Origin of the sequence: Micromonospora lupini (genome assembly GCF_026342015.1) — a bacterium.
In the GTDB taxonomy this organism is placed as follows: Bacteria; Actinomycetota; Actinomycetes; order Mycobacteriales; family Micromonosporaceae; genus Micromonospora; species Micromonospora lupini_B.
In genome coordinates, this window is record NZ_JAPENL010000002.1 from 2529817 (window position 1) to 2554562 (window position 24746).

General features: G+C 72.6%; 23 protein-coding genes. 17 read left to right on the top strand and 6 right to left on the bottom strand.

Annotated elements, in window-relative coordinates; all coding sequences use genetic code 11:
- Window positions 1-24: 24 nt before the first annotated feature.
- A complete protein-coding gene (locus OOJ91_RS26610) occupies window positions 25-1329 on the top strand; it encodes an MFS transporter (protein WP_266249177.1) in 1305 nt (434 codons plus the stop codon).
- Between the two features lies 1 nt (window position 1330).
- Here OOJ91_RS26610 and OOJ91_RS26615 read toward each other — a convergent pair whose 3' ends face one another.
- Window positions 1331-2044 (bottom strand): RICIN domain-containing protein, encoded by a 714-nt coding sequence (locus OOJ91_RS26615; RefSeq protein WP_266249178.1) that lies wholly within the window; start codon window positions 2042-2044, stop codon window positions 1331-1333.
- A gap of 65 nt (window positions 2045-2109) precedes the next feature.
- Entirely contained in the window at window positions 2110-2580 is a 471-nt protein-coding gene (locus OOJ91_RS26620; protein ID WP_266249180.1) for an aminoacyl-tRNA deacylase, read from the bottom strand.
- A gap of 93 nt (window positions 2581-2673) precedes the next feature.
- Here OOJ91_RS26620 and OOJ91_RS26625 point away from each other — a divergent pair, with 93 nt between their 5' ends.
- The 8 genes from OOJ91_RS26625 (at window position 2674) to OOJ91_RS26660 (ending at window position 11785) form a co-directional block, all read left to right on the top strand.
- Window positions 2674-4071 (top strand): FAD-binding oxidoreductase, encoded by a 1398-nt coding sequence (locus OOJ91_RS26625; RefSeq protein ID WP_266249182.1) that lies wholly within the window; start codon window positions 2674-2676, stop codon window positions 4069-4071.
- Complete coding sequence (locus OOJ91_RS26630) at window positions 4068-5411, top strand: class I SAM-dependent methyltransferase (RefSeq protein WP_266249184.1); 1344 nt, start codon at window positions 4068-4070, stop codon at window positions 5409-5411. Before OOJ91_RS26625 ends, OOJ91_RS26630 begins: the two co-directional genes overlap by 4 nt.
- Window positions 5412-5511: 100 nt before the next feature.
- Window positions 5512-6066 carry a winged helix-turn-helix domain-containing protein gene (locus OOJ91_RS26635; protein WP_266249187.1) on the top strand — a complete coding sequence of 185 codons (555 nt, stop codon included), beginning with the start codon at window positions 5512-5514 and terminating at the stop codon, window positions 6064-6066.
- Window positions 6063-6941, top strand: a complete 879-nt coding sequence (locus OOJ91_RS26640; protein WP_266249189.1) for an SRPBCC family protein — start codon at window positions 6063-6065, stop codon at window positions 6939-6941. The genes OOJ91_RS26635 and OOJ91_RS26640 overlap by 4 nt, the downstream gene beginning before the upstream one ends.
- A gap of 187 nt (window positions 6942-7128) precedes the next feature.
- Complete coding sequence (locus OOJ91_RS26645; protein ID WP_266249191.1) at window positions 7129-7362, top strand: zinc-ribbon domain-containing protein; 234 nt, start codon at window positions 7129-7131, stop codon at window positions 7360-7362.
- 435 nt (window positions 7363-7797) lie between these two features.
- Window positions 7798-10122: a putative bifunctional diguanylate cyclase/phosphodiesterase gene (locus OOJ91_RS26650; RefSeq protein ID WP_266249193.1), complete on the top strand. Its 2325-nt coding sequence runs from the start codon at window positions 7798-7800 to the stop codon at window positions 10120-10122.
- Between the two features lie 50 nt (window positions 10123-10172).
- Window positions 10173-10931 (top strand): MerR family transcriptional regulator, encoded by a 759-nt coding sequence (locus OOJ91_RS26655; RefSeq protein ID WP_266249195.1) that lies wholly within the window; start codon window positions 10173-10175, stop codon window positions 10929-10931.
- A 53-nt stretch (window positions 10932-10984) separates the two neighbouring features.
- Window positions 10985-11785, top strand: coding sequence for a hypothetical protein (locus OOJ91_RS26660; protein WP_266249197.1), 801 nt, complete (start codon window positions 10985-10987; stop codon window positions 11783-11785).
- A 7-nt stretch (window positions 11786-11792) separates the two neighbouring features.
- Here the strand turns inward: OOJ91_RS26660 and OOJ91_RS26665 are convergent, their stop codons facing one another.
- The gene (locus OOJ91_RS26665; RefSeq protein WP_266249199.1) at window positions 11793-13274 is read right to left on the bottom strand and encodes a serine hydrolase; all 1482 of its coding nucleotides are present in this window, start codon (window positions 13272-13274) and stop codon (window positions 11793-11795) included.
- Between the two features lie 157 nt (window positions 13275-13431).
- Here OOJ91_RS26665 and OOJ91_RS26670 point away from each other — a divergent pair, with 157 nt between their 5' ends.
- The gene (locus tag OOJ91_RS26670) at window positions 13432-13716 is read left to right on the top strand and encodes a putative quinol monooxygenase (RefSeq protein WP_266249200.1); all 285 of its coding nucleotides are present in this window, start codon (window positions 13432-13434) and stop codon (window positions 13714-13716) included.
- A 10-nt stretch (window positions 13717-13726) separates the two neighbouring features.
- Here the strand turns inward: OOJ91_RS26670 and OOJ91_RS26675 are convergent, their stop codons facing one another.
- Window positions 13727-15181, bottom strand: coding sequence for a GntT/GntP/DsdX family permease (locus OOJ91_RS26675; protein ID WP_266249870.1), 1455 nt, complete (start codon window positions 15179-15181; stop codon window positions 13727-13729).
- 283 nt (window positions 15182-15464) lie between these two features.
- Window positions 15465-17018, bottom strand: a complete 1554-nt coding sequence (locus OOJ91_RS26680; protein ID WP_266249201.1) for a gluconokinase — start codon at window positions 17016-17018, stop codon at window positions 15465-15467.
- Between the two features lie 244 nt (window positions 17019-17262).
- On the opposite strand from OOJ91_RS26680, the gene OOJ91_RS26685 reads away from it, so the two are divergent.
- The 7 genes from OOJ91_RS26685 to OOJ91_RS26715 all read left to right on the top strand — a co-directional run bounded on the left by OOJ91_RS26685 (window position 17263) and on the right by OOJ91_RS26715 (window position 24230).
- A complete protein-coding gene (locus OOJ91_RS26685; protein ID WP_266249202.1) occupies window positions 17263-18411 on the top strand; it encodes a hypothetical protein in 1149 nt (382 codons plus the stop codon).
- A 45-nt stretch (window positions 18412-18456) separates the two neighbouring features.
- Window positions 18457-18990, top strand: a complete 534-nt coding sequence (locus OOJ91_RS26690) for a WapI family immunity protein (RefSeq protein WP_266249203.1) — start codon at window positions 18457-18459, stop codon at window positions 18988-18990.
- Window positions 18991-19108: 118 nt separating this feature from the next.
- Window positions 19109-20383 carry an RNA polymerase sigma factor gene (locus OOJ91_RS26695; RefSeq protein ID WP_266249204.1) on the top strand — a complete coding sequence of 425 codons (1275 nt, stop codon included), beginning with the start codon at window positions 19109-19111 and terminating at the stop codon, window positions 20381-20383.
- Window positions 20384-20499: 116 nt separating this feature from the next.
- Entirely contained in the window at window positions 20500-21174 is a 675-nt protein-coding gene (locus OOJ91_RS26700; RefSeq protein WP_266249205.1) for a DUF998 domain-containing protein, read from the top strand.
- A gap of 32 nt (window positions 21175-21206) precedes the next feature.
- The gene (locus tag OOJ91_RS26705) at window positions 21207-21587 is read left to right on the top strand and encodes a YciI family protein (protein WP_266249206.1); all 381 of its coding nucleotides are present in this window, start codon (window positions 21207-21209) and stop codon (window positions 21585-21587) included.
- A 200-nt stretch (window positions 21588-21787) separates the two neighbouring features.
- A complete protein-coding gene (locus OOJ91_RS26710) occupies window positions 21788-22918 on the top strand; it encodes an epoxide hydrolase family protein (protein WP_266249207.1) in 1131 nt (376 codons plus the stop codon).
- Between the two features lie 139 nt (window positions 22919-23057).
- Entirely contained in the window at window positions 23058-24230 is a 1173-nt protein-coding gene (locus OOJ91_RS26715; protein WP_266249208.1) for a hypothetical protein, read from the top strand.
- Here the strand turns inward: OOJ91_RS26715 and OOJ91_RS26720 are convergent.
- Window positions 24220-24657, bottom strand: a complete 438-nt coding sequence (locus OOJ91_RS26720) for a VOC family protein (protein ID WP_266249210.1) — start codon at window positions 24655-24657, stop codon at window positions 24220-24222. The genes OOJ91_RS26715 and OOJ91_RS26720 overlap by 11 nt on opposite strands.
- Window positions 24658-24746 lie beyond the last annotated feature (89 nt).

Here is a 24746-nt window from a genome sequence, read left to right on the forward strand (position 1 = left end):
CGCCCGTCGCCCAGACTTGTCGACGTGACCAAGAACCGTCGCCTGCATCCCGCCTGGTTCGTCGCCGCCGTCGCCTTCGTGGCGCTTGTCGGCGCGGCCGGCTTCCGCGCCACCCCGTCGGTGCTGCTGCACCCGTTGCACGCGGAGTTCGGCTGGCCGCTCGCCACCATCTCCGCCGCCGTCTCGGTCAACCTGCTCCTCTACGGGCTCACCGCGCCGTTCGCCGCCGCGCTGATGGACCGCTTCGGCATCCGTCGGGTGGTGTCGGTGGCGCTGCTGCTGGTCGCCGCGGGCAGTGGCCTGACGGTCTTCATGACCGCGAGCTGGCAGTTGCTGCTGTGCTGGGGCGTCCTCGTCGGCCTGGGCACCGGCTCGATGGCGCTGGCGTTCGTGGCGACAGTCACCGGGCGCTGGTTCGTCCGGCGGCGGGGCCTCGTCACCGGGGTGCTGACCGCGGGCGGGGCGGCCGGCCAACTGATCTTCCTGCCACTGATCGCCGTGCTGGTGCGCGACCACGGGTGGCGCACGGCGGCGCTCGTCGTGGCCGGAGCCGCCCTGGCGGTCGTACCCCTGGTGGTGTGGCTGCTGCGCGAACACCCGGCGGATCTCGACCTGCCCGCCTACGGCGCGACCGAGGTCGTCGCGGCGCCGCCGCCGACCGGCGGCGCGGCGACCCGGGCGCTTGGCGCGCTTGCCGCCGCGGCCCGGACCCGGCCGTTCTGGCTGCTGGCCGGCGGGTTCGCGATCTGCGGCGCCACCACCAACGGCCTCGTCGGTACGCACTTCGTGCCGGCCGCGCACGACCACGGCATGGCCGAGACCACGGCGGCCGGGCTGCTCGCCCTGGTGGGCCTCTTCGACATCGTCGGCACGATCGCCTCCGGCTGGCTCACCGACCGGGTGGACAGCCGGCTGCTGCTCGGCGCCTACTACGCCCTGCGCGGGCTGTCGCTGCTGGTGCTGCCCAGCCTGTTCGCGGGCACCGCGAAGCCGAGCATGCTTGTGTTCATCGTCTTCTACGGCCTGGACTGGGTGGCCACCGTGCCGCCGACGGTGGCGCTGTGCCGGGAGTACTTCGGCGGCGCCGGGGCGGTCGTGTTCGGCTGGGTGTTCGCCGCCCACCAGTTCGGGGCGGCGCTCGCGGCGACGGGCGCGGGACTGGTCCGCGACCGGCTCGGCGACTACGCGCTGGCCTGGTACGTGGCCGGCGCGTTGTCGATAGGCGCGGCCGGACTGTCGTTGCTGCTGCGCCGACGGCCGGGCCGGCCGGTGCCGGAGGCAGTCCTGGTCGCCGCGACCGCACCCCGGGCGTGGAGCTTCCGAGGCTGAGTCAGCCCAGAGTCCACTGCTGGGCGGGCCGGCCGTCGCAGGGTCGCTGCCGGATCTCGTCCCCGGCCTCGGCGCCGTCGTCGTCGGCCTGCGCGCACTTGCCGCTGTGCACCGCGACGACAAGCACCGGGCCGGTGCCTGTCGGACTCAGCCGCCACTGCTGGTTCGCCCCACCGTGACAGGGAAACTGCAGCACCGTCGCCCCGTCGTCACCGCTGCCGCCCTCGACGTCGAGGCACTGCCCGTCGGCGGCGTTCGTCAACGTCACCGCGTCCGCGCCGGCCGGGTTGACGACCCACTGCTGCTCCGGGCCGCCGGTGCAGGCGGCCAACTCGGCCTGCGCCTTCTCGCCGTTCCCGTCGAGCCCGAGGCAGAGCCCGGAGGGCGACCGCAGCACGCGGGGCCCGGCGGTCGGGACGGCCGGGGTGGCCGACGGGGTCGGCGACGGCTCGACCGAGGGGGTCGGGCCCGGCTCGGCCGGCGCGGTGGTCGGCTCGGCCGCGCTGGGCGGCGCGGCGACAGTCGCGGGCACCACCGGCTCGTCGTCGTCGCCGTCGAGAAGGCCGGTGGCGAAGACCACCCCGAGGAGTACGCCCACCAGCCCGACCGCCAACGCCAACCGCAGCAGCGGGTCGGCCAGCGGCCCGGAACGGGCTCTCCGCCGACCGCCGTAGACGGTGCCGGCGGGGTCGGGTCGCTCCTCGGGCACTGGCATACGGGCCATCCTCACCCACCACTGCGGGCCGGGGCCAGCCGACGGCGGTCGTCGGCCCGGTGGGATCAGCGGGTGGGCTGCGGGTCGGTGACGTCGGCCACAGTCGCGCCGAGGGCGGTGATCGCGGCGTCCGCGTCGACAGCGACGGCGAGACCACGCTCGCCCGCGCCGAGGGTGATCTCCCGGCCGCGCAGTCGCTCGTCGGCGATCACCGGCCACGCGGTGCTCGCGCCGAACGGGGTGATGGTGCCCCGTTCGTACCCGGTGGCGGCCAGGGCGCCCGCCGCGTCCGGCATGGAGATGCGCTGCACACTGAGCAGGGCGCGCAGCTTGGGCCAGGAGACGACCCGGTCCCCGGGGGTGAGCACGAAGAGGTGATCGTCGGCACTCCGGCGGACGACAATCGTCTTGACCACGTCCGGTACGGCCACGCCACGGGCCGCCGCGGCCTCCGCGAGGCTGTCGACCGCACCGTGGCTGACCAGCCGATACGGCAGTCCGGCGGCGTCCAGGGCGGTGATGGCGGGCGATGGCATGCCCGCCACGGTAACCGTCGAACCTGGCGCCGGACGGGAAACGGCAGGCGTTGACATCCCACCGTTTCCGAGGTCCGGGCGTAAGGTGATCACATGCGCGCTGAGCGTGTGGATCACCCCATTGACCATGATGAAGCGGTGGACACGCTGCGGCGGTCGTACGCCGCGGTGCCCACGGGCGAGCCTGTCCGGCTGGCCAAACGCACCTCCAACCTGTTCCGCCCCCGGTCCGCGCCCCGGACCCCGGGCCTCGACGTAAGTGGCCTCAACCGGGTGCTCGCGGTGGACGCGAGCGCGCGCACCGCCGACGTGCAGGGCATGTGCACGTACGAGGACCTGGTCGACGCGACGCTGCCGCACGGGCTGATGCCCCTGGTGGTGCCGCAACTACGCACCATCACCCTCGGCGGGGCGGTGACCGGCCTGGGGATCGAGTCGACCTCCTTCCGCAACGGCCTGCCCCACGAGTCGGTACGCGAGATGGACATCCTCACCGGCTCGGGCGAGATCGTCACCGCCCGGCCGGACGGGGAGCACGCCGACCTGTTCACCGCGTTCCCCAACTCGCTTGGCAGCCTCGGGTACGCGACCCGGCTGCGGATCGAGCTGCAACCGATCGGCCGGTACGTGGCGTTGCGCAACATCCGGTTCACCCAACTGGAGGCGCTCACCGACGCGATCGCCGAGGTGACCGCCACCCGGTCCTGGGCCGGCGAGCCGGTCGACGTGATGGACGGCGTGATGTTCAGCCCCGGCGAGGCGTACCTGATCCTGGGCACGTTCACCGACACGGCCGACCCGCCCAGCGACTACACCGGCCAGGCGATCTACTACCGGTCGCTGCGTCGGCGCACCCGCGACGTGCTCACCGCGTACGACTATCTGTGGCGCTGGGACACCGACTGGTTCTGGTGTTCGGCGGCGTTCGGCGCGCAGCACCCGGTCGTGCGCAGGCTCTGGCCGGCGCGTTACCGACGCAGCGACGTCTACCACCGACTGGTCCGCCTCGAGCACCGGCACCAGGTGGCGGCGCGGCTCGACCGGCTGCGCGGCCAGCCGGCCCGCGAGCGGGTCGTGCAGGACGTGGAGATCCCGCTGGACCGTACGGCCGACTTCCTGCGCTGGTTCGCGGGCAGCGTGGGGATGACCCCGGTGTGGCTCTGCCCGTTGCGGTTGCGCGAGCCGGCCGGTCCCGGTTCGGCGCGGTCCTGGCCGCTGTATCCGCTCCACGGGGGGCAGGACTACGTCAACATTGGTTTCTGGGGGAGCGTGTCGATCGCGCCCGGCGCCGCCGACGGCGACGTCAACCGCACGATCGAACGCAGGGTGTCGGAGTCGGGCGGGCACAAGTCGCTCTACTCGGACGCGTACTACGACCGGGACGCCTTCGATCGCCTCTACGGCGGCGAGACCTGGCGCGCGGTGAAGGACCGCTACGACCCGGACCACCGGCTGACGGGACTGTACGAAAAGGCGGTAGCACGAGCATGAGCCTGACCGATCGAGACCAGGGGGCGGCGAGCGTCCCCGCCACCCCGCCGGCGGGGGGCCGGCCCACCGGTCCGACCGTGGCGGACGTCGTCCGCGCGGTCACCGCCGGGCCGCTGCCAGTGCGGATCATCGGGTACGACGGCAGCGCCGTCGGCCCGGCCGACGCCGGCATCACCCTGTCGATCCGTTCCGAGCGGGGACTGTCGTACCTGCTCACCGCCCCCGGTGACCTGGGCATGGCCCGGGCGTACGTCAGCGGTGACCTGGCGTTGCAGGGGGTGCACCCGGGTGACCCGTACGAGGCGCTGCGGGTGCTCAAGGACGAGTTGCGGCTGCGCCCACCGTCGCTCGCCGACGGGCTGGCGCTGGTGCGCGGGCTGGGCTGGGAGCGGCTGATGCCGCCGCCCGCCCCGCCGCAGGAGGCCCAGCCGCGCTGGAAGCGGGTGGTGAACGGGCTGCGGCACTCGCGGGTGCGCGACAGCACGGCGATCTCGCACCACTACGACGTCTCGAACGCCTTCTACGAGAAGGTGCTCGGCCCGTCGATGACGTACACCTGCGCGGTCTACCGCTCTCCGGACGACACGCTGGAGCAGGCCCAGGCGGCGAAGTACGACCTGGTCGCCGGCAAGCTGGCGCTGAAGAAGGGGATGCGGCTGCTCGACGTGGGCTGCGGCTGGGGTGGGATGGTCCGCCACGCGGCCCGCGAGTACGGCGTCAAGGCGCTCGGGGTGACCCTGTCGAAGGCGCAGGCGCAGTGGGCGCAGGCGGCGATCGAGCGGGAGGGGCTGAGCGAGCTGGCCGAGGTGCGGCACCTGGACTACCGGGACGCGCCGGCGGAGCAGTTCGACGCCATCTCCTCGATCGGGCTGACCGAGCACATCGGGGTGCGCAACTATCCGGCCTACTTCGGGGCGCTGCGGTCCCGACTGCGGACCGGGGGTCGGCTCCTCAACCACACCATCACGCGCGCGGACAACCGCGCGCCGCACCGCTCGGGCGCGTTCATCGACAGGTACGTCTTCCCGGACGGCGAGCTGGCCGGCCCGGGGCGGCTGATCAGCGAGGTGCACGACGCCGGGCTGGAGGTGCACCACGAGGAGAACCTGCGCCAGCACTACGCGCTGACGCTTGCCGCGTGGTGCCGCAACCTGGTGGAGCACTGGGACTTCTGCGTCTCGGAGGTGGGCGCGGGCACGGCCCGGGTGTGGGGGCTCTACATGGCCGGGTCGCGGATGGCGTTCGAACGCAACGGCATCCAGCTGCACCAGGTACTGGCCACCCACAACGGCCCGGACGGTGTGAACGGCTACCCGCTGCGACCGGACTGGTTGCCCTGACCACCTGCTGACCGTTGCCTGAAGCCGCGTCGAGAAAGTCGGCGCGGCTTCTCGCGAAGCGATTGACAAACAAGTTTTGTACGTACAAACTGATTTTGCCATGAGAGACGTCCTGTACCTGGAGCAGATCGAGCAGGCCGAAGTCCTGCTCAAGCCGCAGCGTGTCGAGGTGCTGCGGCAACTCGCCGAACCGCGCACCTGCACCGAGGTCGCGGCCCGACTCGATCAGACGCCGCAGCGCGTCTACTACCACGTCAAGCAGCTCGTCGCGGCCGGCCTCGTCGAGCTGGTAAACGAGCGCAAGGTCCGGGGCATCACCGAAGGCATCTACCAGGCCGCCGCCCGGTCCTACTGGCTGTCCCCCCGGCTGGTCGGCCGGATCGGGCTGCGCCGGGCCCGCGACGAGCTGAGCCTGGGCTACCTGCTCGACCTGATGGAGGAGGTCCAGGCCGACGTCGCGGCCCTGGACCGTGCCGCCCCCGAGCTGCCCTCGATCGGGGTCTCCGGCGAGATCCGGGTGCCCGCCGAGCAGCGCCCGCAGTTCCTGCACGACCTGCAAACCGCACTTCAGGACCTGTTCGCCCGTTACGGCGGCAGTGAAGGAGATGCCTTCAAGCTCGCCGTCGCCTGCTATCCGAAAGGGAACGACACATGAGTGACCCGTTGAAGGTCCAGGCCCGCCTCTCCGCGCCCGTCGGGCGCGTCCGTGAGGCACTGACCGACCCGGCCGAGCTGCGGCTCTGGCTGGCCGAGCACGCCGAGGTCGAGCTGCCCCAGCGGTACGAGTTCTGGGGCCGCTACACGCCCGAGGGTGACGCCCCGCACCAGCGCCTGCTGCACGCCGACGACGACACGTTGCGCTTCGGCTGGCTGCTCGACGGGGTGGAGACCACCACCGAGCTGCAGTTGACCGCAGAGGGCACCGACAGCACTGTGCTCACGCTGACGCAGAGCCACTTCGACTTCAACGAGGCGATGACCGGCTCCAGCATCCGTGGCGTGCTGCAGACGTACTGGGCGCTGTCCATCGCCAACCTGGCCGCACACCTGGAGGGTCGGCCGCTGCTGCCCCGCACCGACTTCACCTCCGCCGACCTGCGCGGCGAGCTGGTCATCGCCGCCCCCATCGACAAGGTGTGGGAGTCGCTTGCCGATTCCGAGCAGGCCAGCGCCTGGTTCGGCTACCCCATCGGGATCGAGCCGTGGGTCGGCGGCCGGTACGCGATGGGCGGCTTCGAGAACGGCTTCGCGGCCAAGATCGTCGACCTGGAGCCCGGCCGGAAGATGTCAGTGGACTGGGGCCCGACCGGCGTCACGAACTGGGAGCTGGCCGAGTCCGACGGCCGGACCACGCTCACCTTCGTGCAGAGCGGCTTCGACGAGACCAACCCCCCGTACGCGGCCTGGACCGGGTCGGTGTCCGGCCTGGCCGAGCTGCGCCGATTCCACGAGGTGCCGGACTGGCAGCCGATCTGGATCTCGACCGAGGTGCCCGGCCTGGAGCCCGAGCCCTCCGGAGCGGCAAGCTGACGGTTTCGCCATGACCGTGCTCGGCGTTCTCGCTTGATCGTGCTCGATCACGGATGTAGTGGCCTCGTTCGCGCGGCGAGGCCACTACATCCTGGATCGAGCACGATCATGGCGGGGAAGCTCGGAATTTACCGATCCGCTCGCTGGATTCGGTGACTTTTCGGGGTCAAGTGGGTACTGGCGGGCGATGTTCTTCATCTTTGGTCTGCGTACCAAGGTCGACCGGTCCGGTGTGGTGCAGCAGGTCTGCCGCCACTGCGGCAACCACGCCGCGCAGGTCATCACCCGCCGGTCGACCACGTTCACCCTCTTCTTCATTCCGCTCATCCCGGTCCGCACCCGGTACGCGCAGCAGTGCACGTTCTGCGGGGCGCAGTACGAGATCGCCACGTCCGACGCCAAGCGCCTCCCGGTCGGCTGAGCCGCAGATGGCCCGCTTCCTGTGCTGGCTGATCGGCCGGCAGCCCCCGTCCGCCGGCCCCGCGGTGCACACCGTTCGCCGCCCGCCCTGCACCCCCGGCCGGCGGAAACGCCGACGCGCGCGTCGGCCGCTGGCCGGCACCACACTTCCCCGCTCGCCCTGGAACCGGTCCGCTGGCCGTTGATCCCCCGGCTCTCCGGTCGCCTCGGCTCCCCGGCGACCTCAGACGCTCACCTGGGTCGCTGTCGAGCTGCCCCGGAAGTGGGGCGCGGTTCACAGTGGGCCGCCAAAGGGAGCGAGGCCCGACAGCGTCGGCGGCGGGACCGCTCCACCGCTGGCGGCCTGGCGGCATAACCGGGTGCTGGCTAGGCTTTCGAAGTTTGCCGTGGACCGGTCCGCGTGTGGGTGCACAAACGACGAAGAGCCGGAGCGACCGTGTCGCGACAGGACGTGAAGCAGGCTTCGGGGGAGCCGAACCCCGTCGAGCCGACCGCCGTGGTGCCGATCGTCGGTTGCCCGAGTGGTGGGGCCTGGGCCGGGTGGGGTCGGGTCGGGCTGTTAGTCGTCGGCGTGGTCCTCGTCGTGGAGGCGTTCTGGCTGTTCGCCGCGCTGCCCGGTGCCGCGCTGGTCAGCGACGTGGGCGCGCTGCTGGTGGCCGGCTGGGCGACCGTGGCCTGCGCTCGCGTGGCCCGCCGACATCCGGCCCCGTTGCGCCGGTTCTGGACGCTGCTCGCCGTGACCATGGCGCTCGCCGCGCTGGGCCGGGCGATCTGGACGGCGCAGCGGCTGGTCGGCGACGACCTGCCGCACACCCCGCTGGTGGGCGTGGTCTTCACCGCAGGCATCCTCACCGGCACCGCCGCGCTGCTCAGCTCGCCGTCGGGGCCCCGGTCCGGGGTGGGGCGCGCACGGACGCTGCTCGACGGCGTGATCGTCGCGCTGGCGCTGGTGCCGATCGGCTGGGTGCTCGTGTTCCGGGGGGTCGCCGCAGCCGACCTGGCCGACCCGGCGCGCACGCTGGGGCTGCTCTACCCGATGTTCGACCTCATGCAGCTCACCATCCTGGTGGCGGTGGCCGGGCCGGCGCGTCCACTGTGGCGGCCGATGAGTGTTCTCGCGGTGAGCCTCACCATCCGGGTGGTCGCCGACGTCGTCTACGTCTCGCTTGTCGCCCGCGCCGACTACGCTGCCGGTCACCCCATCGACCTGTGCTGGCCGCTGAGTTACCTGCTGATCGGCGTGGCCTCCGGAAACTCGCCGCCGCCGGACTGCGACGGCACCGACGAGACCGCGGAGTCGCCGATGCCGCCGTGGTGGCGGGTGGCGCTGCCGTACCTGCCGGTCGGCGGGGCGATCATCGCGGTGCTGCTGGCCCGCCAACCCACCGGCCAGACCCCGCAGCTGGTCTTCGTGACCATGATGGCGCTGCTCGCCGCACTCGCCGTGCGCCAGGGGCTGGCCGCCAACGAGAACCTGCGCCTGGTGGCGCGACTGCGCCGGCTCGCGTACGGCGACCAGCTCACCGGACTGCCGAATCGGCTGCTGTTCAACAGGTTGCTGCGCCTGGCGCTGCGCGACGGTCGTCCGGTGGCGGTCCTGCTGCTCGACCTCGACGGGTTCAAGCAGGTCAACGACCGGTTCGGGCACGCCACGGGCGACACCCTGCTGACCGGGTTGGCGGCCCGGATGCGGACGGCGGTGGCCGGCGACGGCACCATCGCCCGGCTCGGCGGGGACGAGTTCGCGGTGCTGGTCGAGCGGGACGGGCCGGTGTCACCGGAGCGGCTGGCCGAACGGTTGCTGGACGCCCTGCGGCCCTCCGACGGCGAGGAGGACGTGGGCGTGCACCCGTCGGCGAGCATCGGCATCGCCGAGTACGGGCCGCAGCACGCCTCGCACAGCGACCTCCTGCGCGACGCCGACATCGCCATGTACGCGGCGAAGGCGGCCGGCAAGTCCGCGTACCGGACGTGCACCCCGGGTCTGCGTGAGTCGGCCGTGTCCCGGGCGGAGTTGATCGCCGACCTGCGCCGGGCCGTCGACGAGGAGGAACTGCACCTGGAGTTCCAGCCCATCGTCGACCTGGCCAGCGGAGCGGTCCGCAGCGCCGAGGCGCTGGTGCGCTGGCGGCACCCGCGGCTGGGGATGCTGCCGCCGGCGAAGTTCCTGCCGCTGGCCGAGGAGACCGGGCTGATCATCCCGATCGATCGCTGGGTGATCCATGAGGCGTGTCGGGCGGCGGCGACCTGGCGGGCCCGCGCGCCGGAGGCGACGGTCGCGGTGAACATCGCCGCGGCGCACCTGCGCCGGCCCGACCTGATCGCCACTGTCACGGCGGCCACCGCCAGCGCCGGGCTGGCGCCGCGCGCATTGACGTTGGAGCTGACCGAGTCGGCGTTGATCGAGGGGACCGACGCGGTGCTGGAACGGCTGCACCAGCTGCGGGAGCTGGGCATCCAGATCGCCATCGACGACTTCGGTACGGGCTACTCGTCGTTGAGCTACCTGCACCGCATCCCGGCCACCGAGCTGAAGATCGACAGGTCGTTCGTGGCGCGGCTGGGCACGGACGACCGGGCGTACGCGACCGTGGAGATGGTCACCCGGCTGGCCGGCGCGTTCGACCTGGCGGTGATCGCCGAGGGCGTGGAGACCGAACGCCAGCACGAGGCGGTCACGGCGATCGGCTGCCCACGCGGCCAGGGCTATCTCTACGGGCGCCCGGACAGCCCCGCCACGGTGGGTCAGAATCGGGCTTGACCCTGACGTAACGGCAGGCGGGAGCCTGGTTCCCGGAAGGGAGGGGAACCATGGCGTACACGGTGGGTCAGGTGGCGAAGACCGCCGGCGTGACGGTACGGACGCTGCACCACTACGACGAGATCGGCCTGCTCTCGCCGAGCGGACGGACGCCTACCGGCTACCGCCGCTACGACGACAAGGACCTGCAACGGCTGCAGCTCGTCCTGTACTACCGCGAGCTGGGTTTCCCACTTGAGGAGATCACCGCGATCATCGACGACCCGGCGGCCGACCCGGCCGCGCACCTGCGCCGACAGCACGAGCTGCTGACGGTACGGCTGAAGCGGTTGCAGGAGATGGTCACGGCGATCGAGTTCGCGATGGAGGCGAGCAAGATGAACATCCAACTCACGCCGGAGGAGCGGTTCGAGGTCTTCGGTGACGTCGACCCGGAGGAGCACCGGGCCGAGGCGGAGCGACGGTGGGGTGACACCGACGCGTACCGGGAGTCGAACCGGCGGGTCGCCCGCTACACCAAGGACGACTGGCTGCGGCACCGGGCGGAGAACGAGGACTGGGGTCGGCGGATCGTCGCGGTGCTCGCCGCGGGCGTGCCGGCGGACAGCCCGGAGGCGATGGACCTGGCCGAGGAGCACCGGCTGCTCATCAGCCGCTGGTTCTACGAGTGCTCGTACGAGGGGCACACCGGGTTGGCCGACATGTACCTGGCCGACGAGCGGTTCACCGCCTACTACGAGAACATCGCCCCCGGCCTGGCGGCGTACCTGAACGAGGCGATCCACGCCAACGCGATCAGCCGCGCGTGACCCGGTGCGGTCCGGCTACTCTGGCCGGACCGCACCGCCCAGGGGAGATGACAGTGCAGAAGCCCAAGCTGGTCGCCGTCGGCGCTGTCCTCGTCGTGGCGGTGGCGGCAGGCGTGTGGGCAGTGGTCGCCGCCGCTGACGAGCCGGACGCGGACCGCCCGGCAGCCGCCACGTCGACCGCCCCCACCGGCGCGGCGCCGGCCCCGACAGATCCGGCCGCTGTGCTTGTCGCCGCCGCCGCGAAGGTCGACGAGCAGCCGTACCGGCTGACCGTGGGCAGCGGCGGGACCGCCGAGGGGGACACCACGGTCGTGGTGTGGGACCCGAAGGCGCGGCGCGGCACGGAGACCACCTCGCTCAAGGTCCCCAACGGCGAGGTGAGGATCGAGCGGCTGACCACAGGTCCGCACGTCTACGTGCGGGTCAGCGCCCCGGACCGCCGGGTCCCGGTCTGGGACGGCAAGACCTGGTGGCACGTCGGCGCGCCGGGCAGTCCGGTCAGCAACAAGGGCCTGGACAACACCCGGCTGGCCAGCACGCTGACCACGTCGGCAGGTGTGCGCCAGACCGGCACCCGGGAGTACGCGGGCACGCTCGACCTGCGCGACAGCGCCAACGTGCTGGGCGGCGGGATCGGCGGGGTGCTCGGCGACCGGGCCGCCAAGGTGCCGTTCACCGCCAGTGTGGACGAGCAGGGGCGGCTGGTCCGCTACCGGATCGAGTTGGCCACGGAGCAGGCGAAGACGGCCCAGCTCGACCTGACGTACTCGGATTTCGGGCTGTCGGTGGCGGCCGACCCGCCGGCGGCCGACCTGGTGGGGGAGGACCCGCCGGCGAACATCCCCGGCGCCTGACGCCGGTTCACTCCTCGACCGCCCCGCCGGTCGGGGTGACCAGGAAGTCGTAGACGGTCCGGGCCATCCGGCGCACGGTCTCGTCGCCGGTCGCCATCGGACCGGCGGTGAGGAACGCGACGGCGGTCTCGGTGCCGGGGATCAGGTAGTAGCCGACGTCGTGGGAGGCGTCCGGCAGGTCACCGGTCTTGTGGGCCACCGGAACGCCGGGTGGCAGCGCCGCCGGGATCTTGGTGTTCAGGGTCTGTTCCCGCATGAAGCCGATCATCAGGTCGCGGGAGGTCGGGGTGAGGATCTCGCCGTCCCAGACCGCGCCGAGCAGCGACACCACGTCGTCCGGGCTGGTGTAGTTCTCCTCGCCGCGCTGCGCCGCCGCGCTGTCAAGCATCCGGCGGGCCAGGATGGTGGACCGCTGGTTCATCGAGTCGATGAGCGCGTTGACCGGGGTGAACCCGCCCAGGTAGGTGATCAGCACGTTGGCCGCCACGTTGTCGCTGAACCTGATCAGGTACCGGGCGAGCCGGTACAGCGTGACCACCTGCGGGAACGTCTCGAACTGGAGCTGACCCGTGCCGCCGACCACGTCGGCCGGGGTGACAAGCACGCCGTCGTCGAGCGAGACCTGTCCACAGTCCACCCGGCGCAGCAGCTCCACCAGGATCCAGAGCTTGATGACGCTGGCGGCCTTGGGGCGCAGGGCGCCGTTGACCGAGATCTGCTGGTCGCCGTACCGACCGGACAGGTCGCGGACGGTGGCTCCCGACGGGTTGAGGCTCGCGTCGGCGACCACCCGGGCGAGCTGCCCGCTGAGGGGGAACAGCCGGGCGCCCTCGACCGGATCGGTGGGCGGTTGCGGGCTGGTGACCACCACGCCGGTCAGCCGCACCGGTTGGGCCCGCGGCCCGGACACCACGAGCGTGCCGTCGCTGCGCCCGACCAGGGGCACCCGGTAGCGGAAGCTCCTGCCCTCGACGGTCACCTCACCGCTGGCCACCCCGGCGGCGACCAGCATGTCCGGGTCGGCGACCCGGCCGGTGTCGCCGTCGCAGGCCCGGTACCGCACCGTGTGCCCGAGCGAGTCCACAGCGAACGCCCCGCCGGGAAACGACAGCCAGGACACCTCGCTTGTCGGCGCCCGCTCCGGCGCGGGCTCCACGCCCGGCTCGTCGCTGCGCCCACCCGCGTCCGCCGGCCCGTCCCCGTCCGCCGGCCCGTCGTCTGTGGGCCCGTCGTCTACCGGCCCGTCGTTCACCGGCCCGTCGTCTGCCGGACCGTCGTTCCCTGCCGGCCCGTCGCCCGCTGCAGGCTCGGCGCCGTACCCCGGGGTGGTCTGGTGGTCCGGTCCGGCGGCCGGGCCGGGGCCGTCGGCGGTGGCCGGCCCCGTCGTCGCGACCACGGCAAGCGCGACCGCCGCCGCCAGCCACCTGAGGAGTACGTGGGGGTGCGGCGCGAACAGGGAAGATGAGCGCTTCTTGTCGCTTTTTCTCACGTTTGCACGATAAGAAGCGGAGGAGGCGGATGGGGCTGGCGGGACCGCCGTCACCCGTCCGGGAGCCGATGTCCCCGCGAGCGCCATACCTCAGAGGTATAACTATGACTCTGTGGTATCCCGCGCATCAGCGGTACCGGCCCCGGGGGAGGCACCTTTGTTGATCATTGCCGGCAGTCTGTGCGTGGAGCCGGGCGCCCGCGACGACTACCTCTCCGGCTGCCGAGAGACAATCGAACAGGCGCGAGCGGCGGCCGGCTGCCTCGACTTCCTGCTCGCGGCGGACCCGCTCGACCCGGATCGCATCCACATCTTCGAACGGTGGGAGTCGCCGGAGCAGTTGGCGGCGTTCCGCGGCGCCGGGCCGAGCGACGCCCAGACGGTGGCCATCCTCGACGCCGACGTGCACCGCTATCTGATCTCCGGCGTCGAGGCGGCCTGACCCGGGCCCGCTACACCACCAGGTCGAGCAGGAGCACGCCGGCGAAGCCGATCACGGAGATGAGCGTCTCCATCACCGACCAGCTCTTGATGGTCTGCCCGACGGTCAGGCCGAAGTACTCCTTGACCAGCCAGAACCCGGCGTCGTTGACGTGCGAGAAGAACAGCGACCCGCAGCCGATGGCCAGCGCCAGCAGGGCCACCCCCGGTCGGTCCAGGGTCGCGGCGAGTGGTGCCACGATGCCCGCCGCCGTGATGGTGGCGACCGTCGCTGAGCCGGTGGCCACCCGGATGCCTACCGCGACCAGCCAGCCCAGCAGCAGCGGGGACAGGTTCGCGTCCTTGGCGGCGTCGGCGACCAGGTTGCCGACCCCGGCGTCCACCAGCACCTGCTTGAACCCGCCGCCGGCCGCCACGATCAGCAGGATGCCGGCGATCGGGGGCAGCGAACCGCCGAGCACCGAGGAGACCTGGGACCGGCTGAACCCGGCCTGGTAGCCGAGGGTGAACATCGCCAGGATCACTCCGGCGAGCAGCGCCACGATGGGCGTGCCGACGATGTCAAGCGTCTTGCGGCCCGCCGTGCCCTCGTCCAGCGCCAGCTCGCCGATCGCGCGCAGCAGCATCAGCACCACCGGCAGCAGGACGGTGATCACCGCGGGCCAGAACGCCGGGGTACGCCTGGCGGTCTCCGTGCCGCTGTCGTCCACCGGTTCGCCCGGTCGACCACCGCCCGGGTTGACCAGGTCGTCGTCGGTGAGCAGGTCACCGTCCACATCGCGGCGGTCGGGCGTCCCGGCCGAACCCGTCGCCCGGGTGCTGCCCGCCGTTGCGGCGGGCTGGCGGCGGGTGGGCAGCAGCGCTGCCGGTGCGGTCGCCGGGACGTACCTGGCGATGAAGTTGCCGAAGACCGGTCCCGAGATGATCACCGTGGGGATCGCCACCAGTAGGCCCAGCCCGAGCGTCAGGCCCAGGTCGGCGTTGAGTGACGAGATCGCCACCAGCGGCCCCGGGTGCGGTGGCACGAGGCCGTGCAGCACCGACAGGCCGGCCAGCGCCGGGATGCCGAGCTTCATCAGCGGTACGTCGGTCCGCATCGAGACGAGCAGCACGATCGGCACCAGCAGCACCACGCCGACCTCGAAGAAGAGTGGCAACCCGATCAGCGCCGCCACCCCGGCCATCGCCCAGGGCAGCGCCCTGCCGGACACCCGGCCGACGACCCGGGTGACGATGCCGTCCGCGCCACCGGACTCGGCGAGCAGACCGCCGATCATGGCCCCCAGCGCGATCAGCAGCCCGACGCCGCCGACAGTGGTGCCGACGCCACCGGTGAACGACGTGATCATCTTGTCGGGCGCGACGCTGGCGACCACGCCGAGCACCGCCGCGCCGAGGATCAGCGACAGGAACGGGTGCACCTTGGCCCAGGCGATCAGCAGCACCACGGCGACGATGCCGAGCAGCGCGGCGACGACGAGTTGGCCGTCGCCAGCGGTGGTGACCGGCTCGGCCGGCGCGGCGAACGACGCCGGTGCGGTGAGCCAGGCCGGCGCGGCGAACGAAGCCGGTGCGGTGAGCCAGGCCGGTGCCGCGAACGAGCCCGGCGCGGAGATCGAGGCCGGCGCGGCGAGGGAGGTCAGCGGGTCGGCTAGGGAGGTCAGCGGGTCGGCGAGGGCGAGGGGTGGGAGCACGGCGATCACGACCTTCGGGACGGGGGTCGGCCCTGGGCGGGGCCGGCCGAAGGGCCTACATCGGTGGTCCTGCGGGGGTCTCGGGCTCGGCGGGCAGGCCGGGCGCCAGCCGACGCATCGACGTGAAGGTGGGCACCAGCGCGTCGTACAGTTCGGCGAAGAGCGGCAGCAGCGTCGCGTACGTGGCGGCGGCAGCCGGGTCGGGGCGGATGACCTCCTCGATGCGGACCAGGTCGGCGGCCACGTCGATGCTGGGGATCAGGCCCAGCGCCTGCATGCCGAGCAGCGCGGCGCCGAAGCTCGACCCCTCGCGGCCGGCCGGGAAGCTCACCGGCGTGCCGAGCACGTCGGCGAGCATCTGCCGCCACAGGCCGCTGCGGGCGAAACCGCCACCGGCCCGGATCTCGCGGACCTCGTTGCCGGCGGCGCGCACCGAGCTGAGCACAAGCGCGAGCTGCTGGCACACCCCCTCCATCGCGGCCCGGACGAGGTGTTCGCGGCGGTGCCCGTGGGTCAGCCCGACGTACGCGCCGCGGGGCAGGGCGCTCCAGTGTGGAGCGCGTTCGCTGTGCAGGTACGGCAGCATGATGAGCCCGCCCGAGCCGACCGGCGCGCGGGCGGCGAGGGCCACCAGCTCCTCCTCGGGGTGCTCGCCCAGCTCCGGCGCGAGCGCCGCGCCCGCCCACTTGAGGACGAGGCCGCCGTTGTTGATGGCGCCACCGACGGCCCACCGGTCCTCGGTCAGCGCGTAGCAGAACACCCCGCCCAGCGGGTCCACACCGGGGCGTTCGACCATGACGCGCATGGCGCCGCTGGTGCCGATCGAGCAGGCCACCATGCCGGGGTGCACCGCGCCCAGGCCCAGGTTGGCCAGCGGCCCGTCACCGGCGCCGACCACCACGGGGGTGCGCTGCGGCAGGCCGAGGGCGGTGGCGGCCGTCGGGGTGAGGCCGGGCAGGACGGCGGTCGTGGCGACCAGTTGGGGCAACTGCTCCTCGGTGATGCCGGCGATGGTGAGCGCCTCGGTGTCCCACTGGAGGGTGTGGATGTCCAGCAGGCCGGTGGCCGAGGCGATCGAGTGGTCGGTGACAAGCGCCTCGCAGAGTCGCCGCAGCACCCAGTCCTTGATGCCTACCCAGTGCGCGACGCGCTCGAAGAGCTTCGGCTCCTGCTCGGCGAACCAGAGCAGCTTGGGCAGCGGCGACATCGGGTGCATGGGCGTGCCGGTGCGCCGGTGCAGGGCCAGCCCGGACGGCACCGCCCGCAGCCGTTCGGCCTGGCGGGTGGCTCGGGAGTCGGCCCAGGTCACCGACGGCGTGAGCGGGTCGCCGGCCGCGTCGAGCCCGATGAGGCTGTGCATGGCGGAGCAGAAGGCCAGGCCGGACACCGGAACGGTCAGCTCGGTCACCACGGCCCGGATCGACTCGACGACGGCGGTGAGGATCAGCTCCGGGTCCTGCTCGGCGTACCCGGGAAGCGGGTCGTCGAGGGGGTAGCCGGCGGAGTGGCTGGCCAGCAGCCGGCCGTCGGTGTCGTACGCCATGGCCTTGGTGCTCGTGGTGCCGATGTCGACCCCGACCACCACGCCGGGCAGGGTGTCTGGCGGCATGACCCTCACCCCCTCCGTACGGGCGGTGCGGCGGCGTCGCCACCCGGCTGCGGCTGACGTTACCGAGACAGCGACCGCCCCGCACGACACGACGGAAGGTGAATCGACGCAGCAGTATCGACCTATCGTCCCGGTTGCTCCACCGTTCGGATAGTTCGCCCGTCCTGGCGTGTCCCGGCCGACCGTCGCGACTGTTAATCCGAGTGACACCCAGATTGGTGGTCTGCGCGGCGGAGGAGTCGGCGTGGCGAAGACTGATTCGACGGGTTCCACATGGCGGTACCGCTGGGCGCAGCGGCAGAACGTGCGGCGGGTCAGCACGTTCCGCGGCGCCGAGACGGCCTGGCGGCGACGCGACGACGAGTTACGGCGGCTGCGCGCGCTGGCCGCCGACTTCCAGGGCTCCGTGGCGGCAGGCGCGGGCCTCCCACTTGAGCTGGTCGACGACGAGGTCGTGCTGTGGGCCCTGCCCGCCGCGCAACTGGTCGAGGTGCGACACACGACAGTGCTGCCCGCGCCGGACCTGACGGTCGCCGCGCCGGCCGCGCCGCTGCGCCCACGCCGGCCCGACGGCGTACGCGTCACCGACGCCGGCATGGCAGTCATCACCAGCCGTCGCCTGGTCCTGCTCGGCGGACGTGGCCGGCGCGACTGGGCGTACGGCCGGATGACCGGCCTGGCCCACGACCCGGCGGCGCCGGTGACCCTGATCCAGGTGCTGGACCGGCGGCGTGCCTCCGGGTTGTTGCTGCCCACCGACGCGGCTGCGGACTTCCGGTTCAAGCTGACGCTTGCCTTCGCCGACGCGATCGAGCAGCGCGCCGCGGTGCTCGCCCAGCTCGACGAGCTGATCGCGGAGCACGACCAGCTCAAGCCGTTCCGGCCGGCGGTGGCCACGCCCGCGCAGGCCCGGCTGTCCTCGCTGGTTCCTGGTGGTCGCCGGACCATCGCGGTGGCGGCGGGCATCGCGCTGCTGGTGCCGGCGGCGCTGTTCGACTCGAACCCGTCGGACCCGACCGGCGGCGCGGAGGTCGCGGCGGCGGCCACGCCGGCGTCGACGCCCAGCGCGCCTTCCGCGCTGCTGCGCCCGGCGGCCCCGGCGCCCGCGCGCACCACCGCGACCAAGCGGACGTCCGCGCCGCGCCCGTCGCCCACCGCGACCGCCGGGCCGCGCTGCGGCGCTCCGGAAAATCCCCTGGGGTACGACTTCTGTGGCGGAACCCGGGTCCGCCGGCCGGCCGCCGAGGTCTGCGACTGGTTCGAGTGCGTGCCGCAGTTCTGGGCGGGCCGGGGCTATCTGGTGCAGTGTCGGGACGGCGCGGTCAGCCTGACCGGTGGCCGCGCGGGCGCGTGCGCCGACCATCGGGGTGTCCGGCGGACCATCTCTCAGTAACCTCATTTGGGAGTTATTGTCCGCTTCGGCGGCGAGAATGATCGTGTGGAGATCCGGTCCGACGATGGTGCCCGGGTGCGGATCCGCCCGGTCGGCTACCAGCCCGGCATCGACCCGCCCGACGATCCCGAGCGGGCCGCGCCGGGCTGGCAGGACTGGCTGCTCATCGAGGTGGACGCCCGCACCGCCGACGGCCAGACCTGGTCGCACCACTACCCGAGCATGCTGGTCGAGGAGGCCCGCGCGCTTGGCAGTTGGCTGCACGGCCAGGCGACGGCGGCCAGCGGACCGACCCCGCCGTCGGCGATGGTCCGCTTCACCGAGCCCAACCTGGTCCTGCGTACCCGGGCGATCCGCCGCCGCCGGCTGGAGCTGACCGTCGAGTTCTCCGCCGAGTCACTGCCCCCGTGGATTCGCCGACCCGCCACCGCCGTCTACCCGCTGCTCCTCACCGTCTCCGCGGACGCCCTCGCCGCCGCCGCCGACCAGTGGGCCGGGCACTGCGAGGCGTACCCACCGCGAACGCGGTCGCGCTTTCCGGCGGACGGTCCACTGCCGCGCCACAGGCGCGCCGGCTGATACTGCCGCGCCACAGGCGTGCCGGCTGATACCGCCGCGCGCCACAGGCGCGCCGGCTGACGCCTGGTGGTGCGGTGTTCCTTGTCCCCACCGGACGGGCCTGCTGTGATGGGCGGTCATGGGAGACGAGCAGGTGCACCGCACAGTCGAGGCGGTGTGGCGGATCGAGGCCGGGCGGGTGATCGCCGCCCTGGCCGCCGTGGTGCGTGACGTGGGCTGGGCCGAGGAGTTGGCCCAGGACGCATTGGTCGCCGCACTGGAACAGTGGCCGCGCGACGGGGTACCGGCCAACCCGGGTGCCTGGCTCACCACTGTCGGCAAACGACGGGCGATCGACGCGCTGCGCCGCCGGACCCTGCTGGAACGACGGGTCGCCGACCTCTGGCGAGATCTCGGCGACGACCAGTTCTTCCCCGACTTCGACGCCGCCTTCGAGGAACGGATCGACGACGACCTCCTGCGGCTGGTCTTCACGGCCTGCCATCCGGTGCTGTCGCCGCAGGCGCGGGCGGCACTGACCCTGCGGATGCTCGGCGGGCTGAAGACCGACGAGATCGCCCGCGCGTTCCTGGTGCCGGAGACCACTGTCGCGCAGCGGATCACCCGCGCCAAGAAGACCCTCGCCGATGCGAAGGTGCCGTTCGAGGTGCCAGGCATCGAGGAGCGCGGCGAACGGCTCGCCTCCGTGCTGGAGGTGATCTACCTGATCTTCAACGAGGGTTACTCGGCGACCGCCGGCGACGACTGGATGCGCCCGGCCCTCTGCGCGGAGGCGCTGCGCCTGGCCCGCGTCCTCCAGGGGCTGATGCCCGCGGAACCGGAGGTGCACGGGCTCGCCGCGCTGCTGGAAATCCAGGCGTCCCGCACCGCGGCGAGGGTCGACCCGGCGGGAGAGCCGATCCTGCTCCTGGAACAGGACCGCGGACGGTGGGACCACCTGCTGATCCGCCGGGGCCTGGCAGCCCTCGACCAGGCCCGAGCAGCCGGCATCCCCGCCGGTCCGTACACCCTCCAGGCGGAGATCGCCGCCTGCCACGCGCGGGCGCGTACCCCGCAGGAGACGGACTGGACGCGGATCGCGGCCGGCTACGCGGAGCTGGCCCGGGTCGTACCGTCGCCGGTCGTGGAGCTGAACCGGGCCGTCGCGGTCTCCTTCGCCGACGGCCCTGCCGCCGGCCTGGACCTGGCGCGGGCGCTCGCCGACGAGCCGGCGCTGGCCGGCTACCACCTGCTGTCAAGCGTGCTCGGGGACCTGCTGGCGAAGCTGGGCCGCTACGACGAGGCGCGCGTCGAGTTCGACCGGGCAGCCCACCTCACCGGCAACGAACGTGAGCGGGCGCTGCTGTTCGCCCGTGCCGCCGACTGTGCCCGCGGCGTCGCGCCGACCCGCTGAGAAATTCTTCGACTGTCATGTCGTATCCCGTGCCCTCCACTCGACGCGTCAGTGAAAGCCGGCTCGCACCGGCGCGCGGGACCGGCGACCGGCCGGGCACAGACGAGGAGAGGGACATGACGACGACGGAGAACGAGACGAGAGCACGGTCCGCGGTGGCAGGCGCCGACCCCCGGCGTACGACGACCAGGGCGCTACTGGCCGGCGGAGTCCTCGCCGGGCCGCTGTTCGGGGTGGTGGCGGCCGCCCAGGTGCTCACCCGCGACGGGTTCGACCTGAGCCGGCAGCCGCTCAGCCTGCTCGCTCTCGGCGACCTGGGCTGGATCCAGACCGCCAACTTCGTGCTGACCGGGTTGCTCGCCCTCGCCGCCGCGGTCGGGCTGCGCCGGACGCTGAGCGGCGAGCCGGGCGGGACGTGGGGGCCTGCGCTGATCGCCGTGCACGGCCTCGGCCTGGTCATCGCCGGGGTGTTGGTTTCCGACCCGAGCATGGGCTGGCCGGCAGGCGCGCCGGAGGGCACGCCCGACACGCTGAGCTGGCACGCCATCGGTCACGGCGTCGGCGCGGGGCTGGCCTTCGGCTCACTGCCCATCGCCTGCCTGGTCTTCGCCCGCACCTGGTGGCGGGACGGGGAGCGCCTGTGGGCGGCGTTCTCGCTCGGCTGCGCGCTCGCCGTCGTCGCCGTCCTGGCCTGGCCCGACCAGGACACCCTCAGCGTCCGGATGGCGCTCGCCTGCGTACCCACCTTCGGCTGGCTCACCGCGCTCTGCGCTCGACTGATCAACCGCTGACCATCACTCATCGATCTGGAGAGGACCGACCCATGCGCTACATGATGATGCACAAGCTCGACGAGAACCTGCCGGGAGCATTCAACCCGAGCCCGGAGTTCATGGCCCGGATGGAGGGTTTCATGAAGGAGGTCGCGCAGGCAGGGATCCTGGTCGCCGCCGAAGGGCTCTGCCCGACCGTCACGGACGCCACCCGGATCACCGTCAGCGGCGGCAAGACCACGGTCACCGACGGGCCGTTCACCGAGACCAAGGAACTGATCGCCGGGTTCGCGCTCGTGGACGTGCGCTCCCGCGAGGAGGCCGTGGAGTGGGGGCGACGGTTCGTCGACGTCTTCGCCACGACGATCGGTGAGGTGGAGGTGGACATCCGCCGGGTGTACGAGGCCCCCGAGCCCGGTCAACCGGTCTGACCTCCGCCGCGCCGCCGTCCGGGTCGCCCCGGGCGGCGGCGCGTGCACGCACCGCCCCGCGACGGGTATGGTGATCGTCGTCAGCCCCGAGAGGAGGTGAGCCCGGTGACCACCCATCGTCATTCCTGGGCGCTCCTCTCCGCCGGCCCCCACAGCTGACCTTCCGCGTCGGGGAGTGCGCCCTCCTTATCGGAGGATCCATGTCTGTCTCCCCGTTCCGCATCGACGTACCCGATGCGGTCCTCGACGACCTGCGGGCCCGACTGGCCCGTACCCGTTTCACCGACCGCAGCGGCGACCGACCGTGGCAGGGCGGCACCGATCCCGACTACCTGCGGGACCTGGTGTCCTACTGGCACGACGGGTTCGACTGGCGTGCCCGCGAGGCCGCGCTCAACGCGTACCCCCAGCAATTGGCGCTCGTCGGCGGCCGGAAGCTGCACTTCCTGCACGTCCGGGCGACCCGTCCGGCCGGCGCGCCCGCGCCGCCGCCGTTGCTCCTGAGCCACGGCTGGCCCAGCAGCTTCGTCGAGATGCTGCCCCTGGTCGACCGGCTCACCAGCCCCACAGGTGGCGCGTTCGACGTGGTGGTGCCCTCGCTGCCCGGCTTCGGCTGGTCGGAGCTGCCCGACGGGCCGCTGACCCGGGCGGTGCTGGCCCGGACGTTGCACGAGCTGATGACAGACGTGCTCGGCTACCAGCGGTACGGCGCGTTCGGCGGCGACGTCGGCGGGGTGGTCACGGGCTGGCTCGGCGCCCTCTACCCGGAGCAGGTCGCCGGCATCCACATGATCCATCCACCGTTCCCGGCCAGCTTCGACGCCCGTCCGCTGTCTGCCGCCGAGCAGGCGTTCCTGGACGCCGAGGCCGCGTACGACGAGACCGACGGTGGCTACAGCGCCATCATGGGCACCCGGCCGGACACCCTCGCGGCGGCGCTCGTCGACTCACCGGCGGGGCTGGCCGCCTGGCTCGTCGACAAGTACCGGGACTGGAGCGACAACGACGGCGACCTGGCCAACAGCATCGACACCGACACCCTGCTCACCGTCATCACGCTCTACTGGGTGACCGGCACGATCGGCTCGTCGTTCCGGCAGTACGCCGACTTCGACCACAACACGCCACGTCCCCCGATCACCGTGCCGGCCGCGTTCACGGTGAGCTGCGAACCCTCGCAGGCCGACTTCCCCCGGGAGATCGCCGAGCGGGCCTGCACCGACATCCGGCACTGGAGCGAACCGGATCGCGGCGGGCACTTCATGCCCCTGGAGGAGCCGGACCTGCTCGCCGCTGAGCTGAGGGAGTTCTTCACCTCGCTGCGGCCGTAGTGCTGTCCCGGCGGCTGCTCCGGTCTCCACCGGAGCAGCCGCCGACGTCCGTCAATTCTCTCCTTTCGGGAGCAAAGGGAAGCATCGATCCCCGCAGCGTTCCCTGTCACGTACATGAGCGGTTGTACCGCGCGTGACCGTGACCGCACTGGCACCTTCCTCCTGGCGGCTCGCCTGGGCCGAGCGCGAGAACGACAGGCGTCGGCGCGCGTACCGCGACGCCACCGCAGCCTGGCGTCGACGCCAGGACCACCTGGTCCGGCTCCGCATCGAGGCCGCCGGGTTCCTCGGATGTACGCAGCCCCGCACCGGCCTCCCCGTCGACCTCGACGACGACGAACTCGTCTTTCGCGTCGTACCCGTCGCAGAGCTTGTCGAGGCGGAGGCCCGGCACGTCGCCGGCCTGCCCACGCCCGGCGGTTGTGCCCTCGCCGAGACTGCCGACGCGGCCCTGCCGGCGGGCCTGCGTGTCGTCGACAGTGGCATGGCCGTCGTGACCAGCCACCGCGTGGCCTTCGCCGGCCGCGAGCACCGGCGCGAATGGCGGTACGCGGACCTGCGTGGCGCCGCCCACCACCCCGACGTGCCTGTCACCCTGCTGCACGACAGCGCTCGACTCTGCGGACTGCGGGTCCCGGCCAGCACGGCCGTGAACTTCCGGTTCTACCTCACCCTCGCGGCCACCGAGGACCGCGCCGCCGTGACCGCGCAGGTCGATGCCCTGCTTGCCGCGCACCAGGCCACCCCGCCGGTGCCGCTGTCGCCGGTCGCCCCGGTCGACGCGCCCCTGACGGCCGTACGCCCGGACCGCCGAGCCCTCGCTGTCGCCACGGTCGCGACTGTGGTGTTCGCGACGCTGGGCCCCGGCGCGGTGGGGTCACCGGACGTCGGCCCGGTGCGACGGGCGGAAGCGGCGACCATCGCGCCCAGCGCGGACAGCAGCGCCCCGACCCTCAGCGGCGAGCTGGTGATGCTGGACCGGGGCACGCCTGCGACGGCGAATGACGCCTCGGTCGGGCCGCCCGTCCCAGCTCCTGCCGTCCACCCGGTGGTCCCGGCGCGGGTGCCGGCTGCCCGTTCGGCAGCGCTTGCCCCGCGAGCCCGGTCAGCCGGTCCGGCCGTCCCCGCCGATCCCGTCGCGTCCGTTGCCCCGGTCCCGTCCGCGCCGGTCCCGCCGACCGCGCCGGCTCCTTCGGTGAGCGCGACGCCGACGCCCGACCTGACGGACCAGCCCACGGCGAGTCTTTCGCCCTCACCCTCGCCGTCACCCAGCGAGCCGGCAGTGACCGTCACACCTCAGGTCAGCCCATAGCGCCGAAGTCGGGGAGGGTCAGGGAGCCGTCCGGGCCGAGCGTGAAGCCGGGGTTCCAGGCGATCTCCCAGACGTGACCGTCCGGGTCGGCGAAGTAGCCGGCGTAGCCGCCGTAGAACGTCTCGCGCGCCGGTTGGGTCACCTCGGCGCCGGCCTTGCCCGCGGTGGCCATCACCTCGTCGACCTCCGCGCGTGAGCGGACGTTCTGGGCGAGGGTGATTCCGCCGAAGCCGCCGGTGTCCGGGTTGGGGACGCCCGCGTCGGCGGCGAGCTTGTCGCGGCTCCAGAGAACGAGGGCCAGGCCGCCGGCCTGGAGGAAGACCGTCTCCTCGACCTCCTGGCCGCGCCAGCCGAGCTGCTCGTAGAAGGTTTTGGCCCGCGCCAGGTCGGAGACGCCGAGAGTGATCAGGCTGATCCGCTGCTCCATCCTCGTAACTTAACGCGCAATCGCCCGGCGGGAGTGGAGGCGTCGACGGGCGGTCCAGTCGGCCGTTTCGGTCCAGGTGGCGGCGCGTC

Excerpts from the sequence above, each read along its gene's own strand:
- OOJ91_RS26615 (WP_266249178.1), bottom strand. The coding sequence starts at position 2,044 with ATGCCAGTGCCCGAGGAGCGACCCGACCCCGCCGGCACCGTCTACGGC.
- OOJ91_RS26700 (WP_266249205.1), top strand. The coding sequence starts at position 20,500 with ATGACGACGACGGAGAACGAGACGAGAGCACGGTCCGCGGTGGCAGGC.
- OOJ91_RS26680 (WP_266249201.1), bottom strand. The coding sequence starts at position 17,018 with ATGCCGCCAGACACCCTGCCCGGCGTGGTGGTCGGGGTCGACATCGGC.
- OOJ91_RS26630 (WP_266249184.1), top strand. The coding sequence starts at position 4,068 with ATGAGCCTGACCGATCGAGACCAGGGGGCGGCGAGCGTCCCCGCCACC.
- OOJ91_RS26695 (WP_266249204.1), top strand. The coding sequence starts at position 19,109 with ATGGGAGACGAGCAGGTGCACCGCACAGTCGAGGCGGTGTGGCGGATC.
- OOJ91_RS26625 (WP_266249182.1), top strand. The coding sequence starts at position 2,674 with ATGCGCGCTGAGCGTGTGGATCACCCCATTGACCATGATGAAGCGGTG.
- OOJ91_RS26655 (WP_266249195.1), top strand. The coding sequence starts at position 10,173 with ATGGCGTACACGGTGGGTCAGGTGGCGAAGACCGCCGGCGTGACGGTA.
- OOJ91_RS26620 (WP_266249180.1), bottom strand. The coding sequence starts at position 2,580 with ATGCCATCGCCCGCCATCACCGCCCTGGACGCCGCCGGACTGCCGTAT.
- OOJ91_RS26710 (WP_266249207.1), top strand. The coding sequence starts at position 21,788 with ATGTCTGTCTCCCCGTTCCGCATCGACGTACCCGATGCGGTCCTCGAC.
- OOJ91_RS26635 (WP_266249187.1), top strand. The coding sequence starts at position 5,512 with ATGAGAGACGTCCTGTACCTGGAGCAGATCGAGCAGGCCGAAGTCCTG.
- OOJ91_RS26645 (WP_266249191.1), top strand. The coding sequence starts at position 7,129 with ATGTTCTTCATCTTTGGTCTGCGTACCAAGGTCGACCGGTCCGGTGTG.
- OOJ91_RS26705 (WP_266249206.1), top strand. The coding sequence starts at position 21,207 with ATGCGCTACATGATGATGCACAAGCTCGACGAGAACCTGCCGGGAGCA.
- OOJ91_RS26720 (WP_266249210.1), bottom strand. The coding sequence starts at position 24,657 with ATGGAGCAGCGGATCAGCCTGATCACTCTCGGCGTCTCCGACCTGGCG.
- OOJ91_RS26640 (WP_266249189.1), top strand. The coding sequence starts at position 6,063 with ATGAGTGACCCGTTGAAGGTCCAGGCCCGCCTCTCCGCGCCCGTCGGG.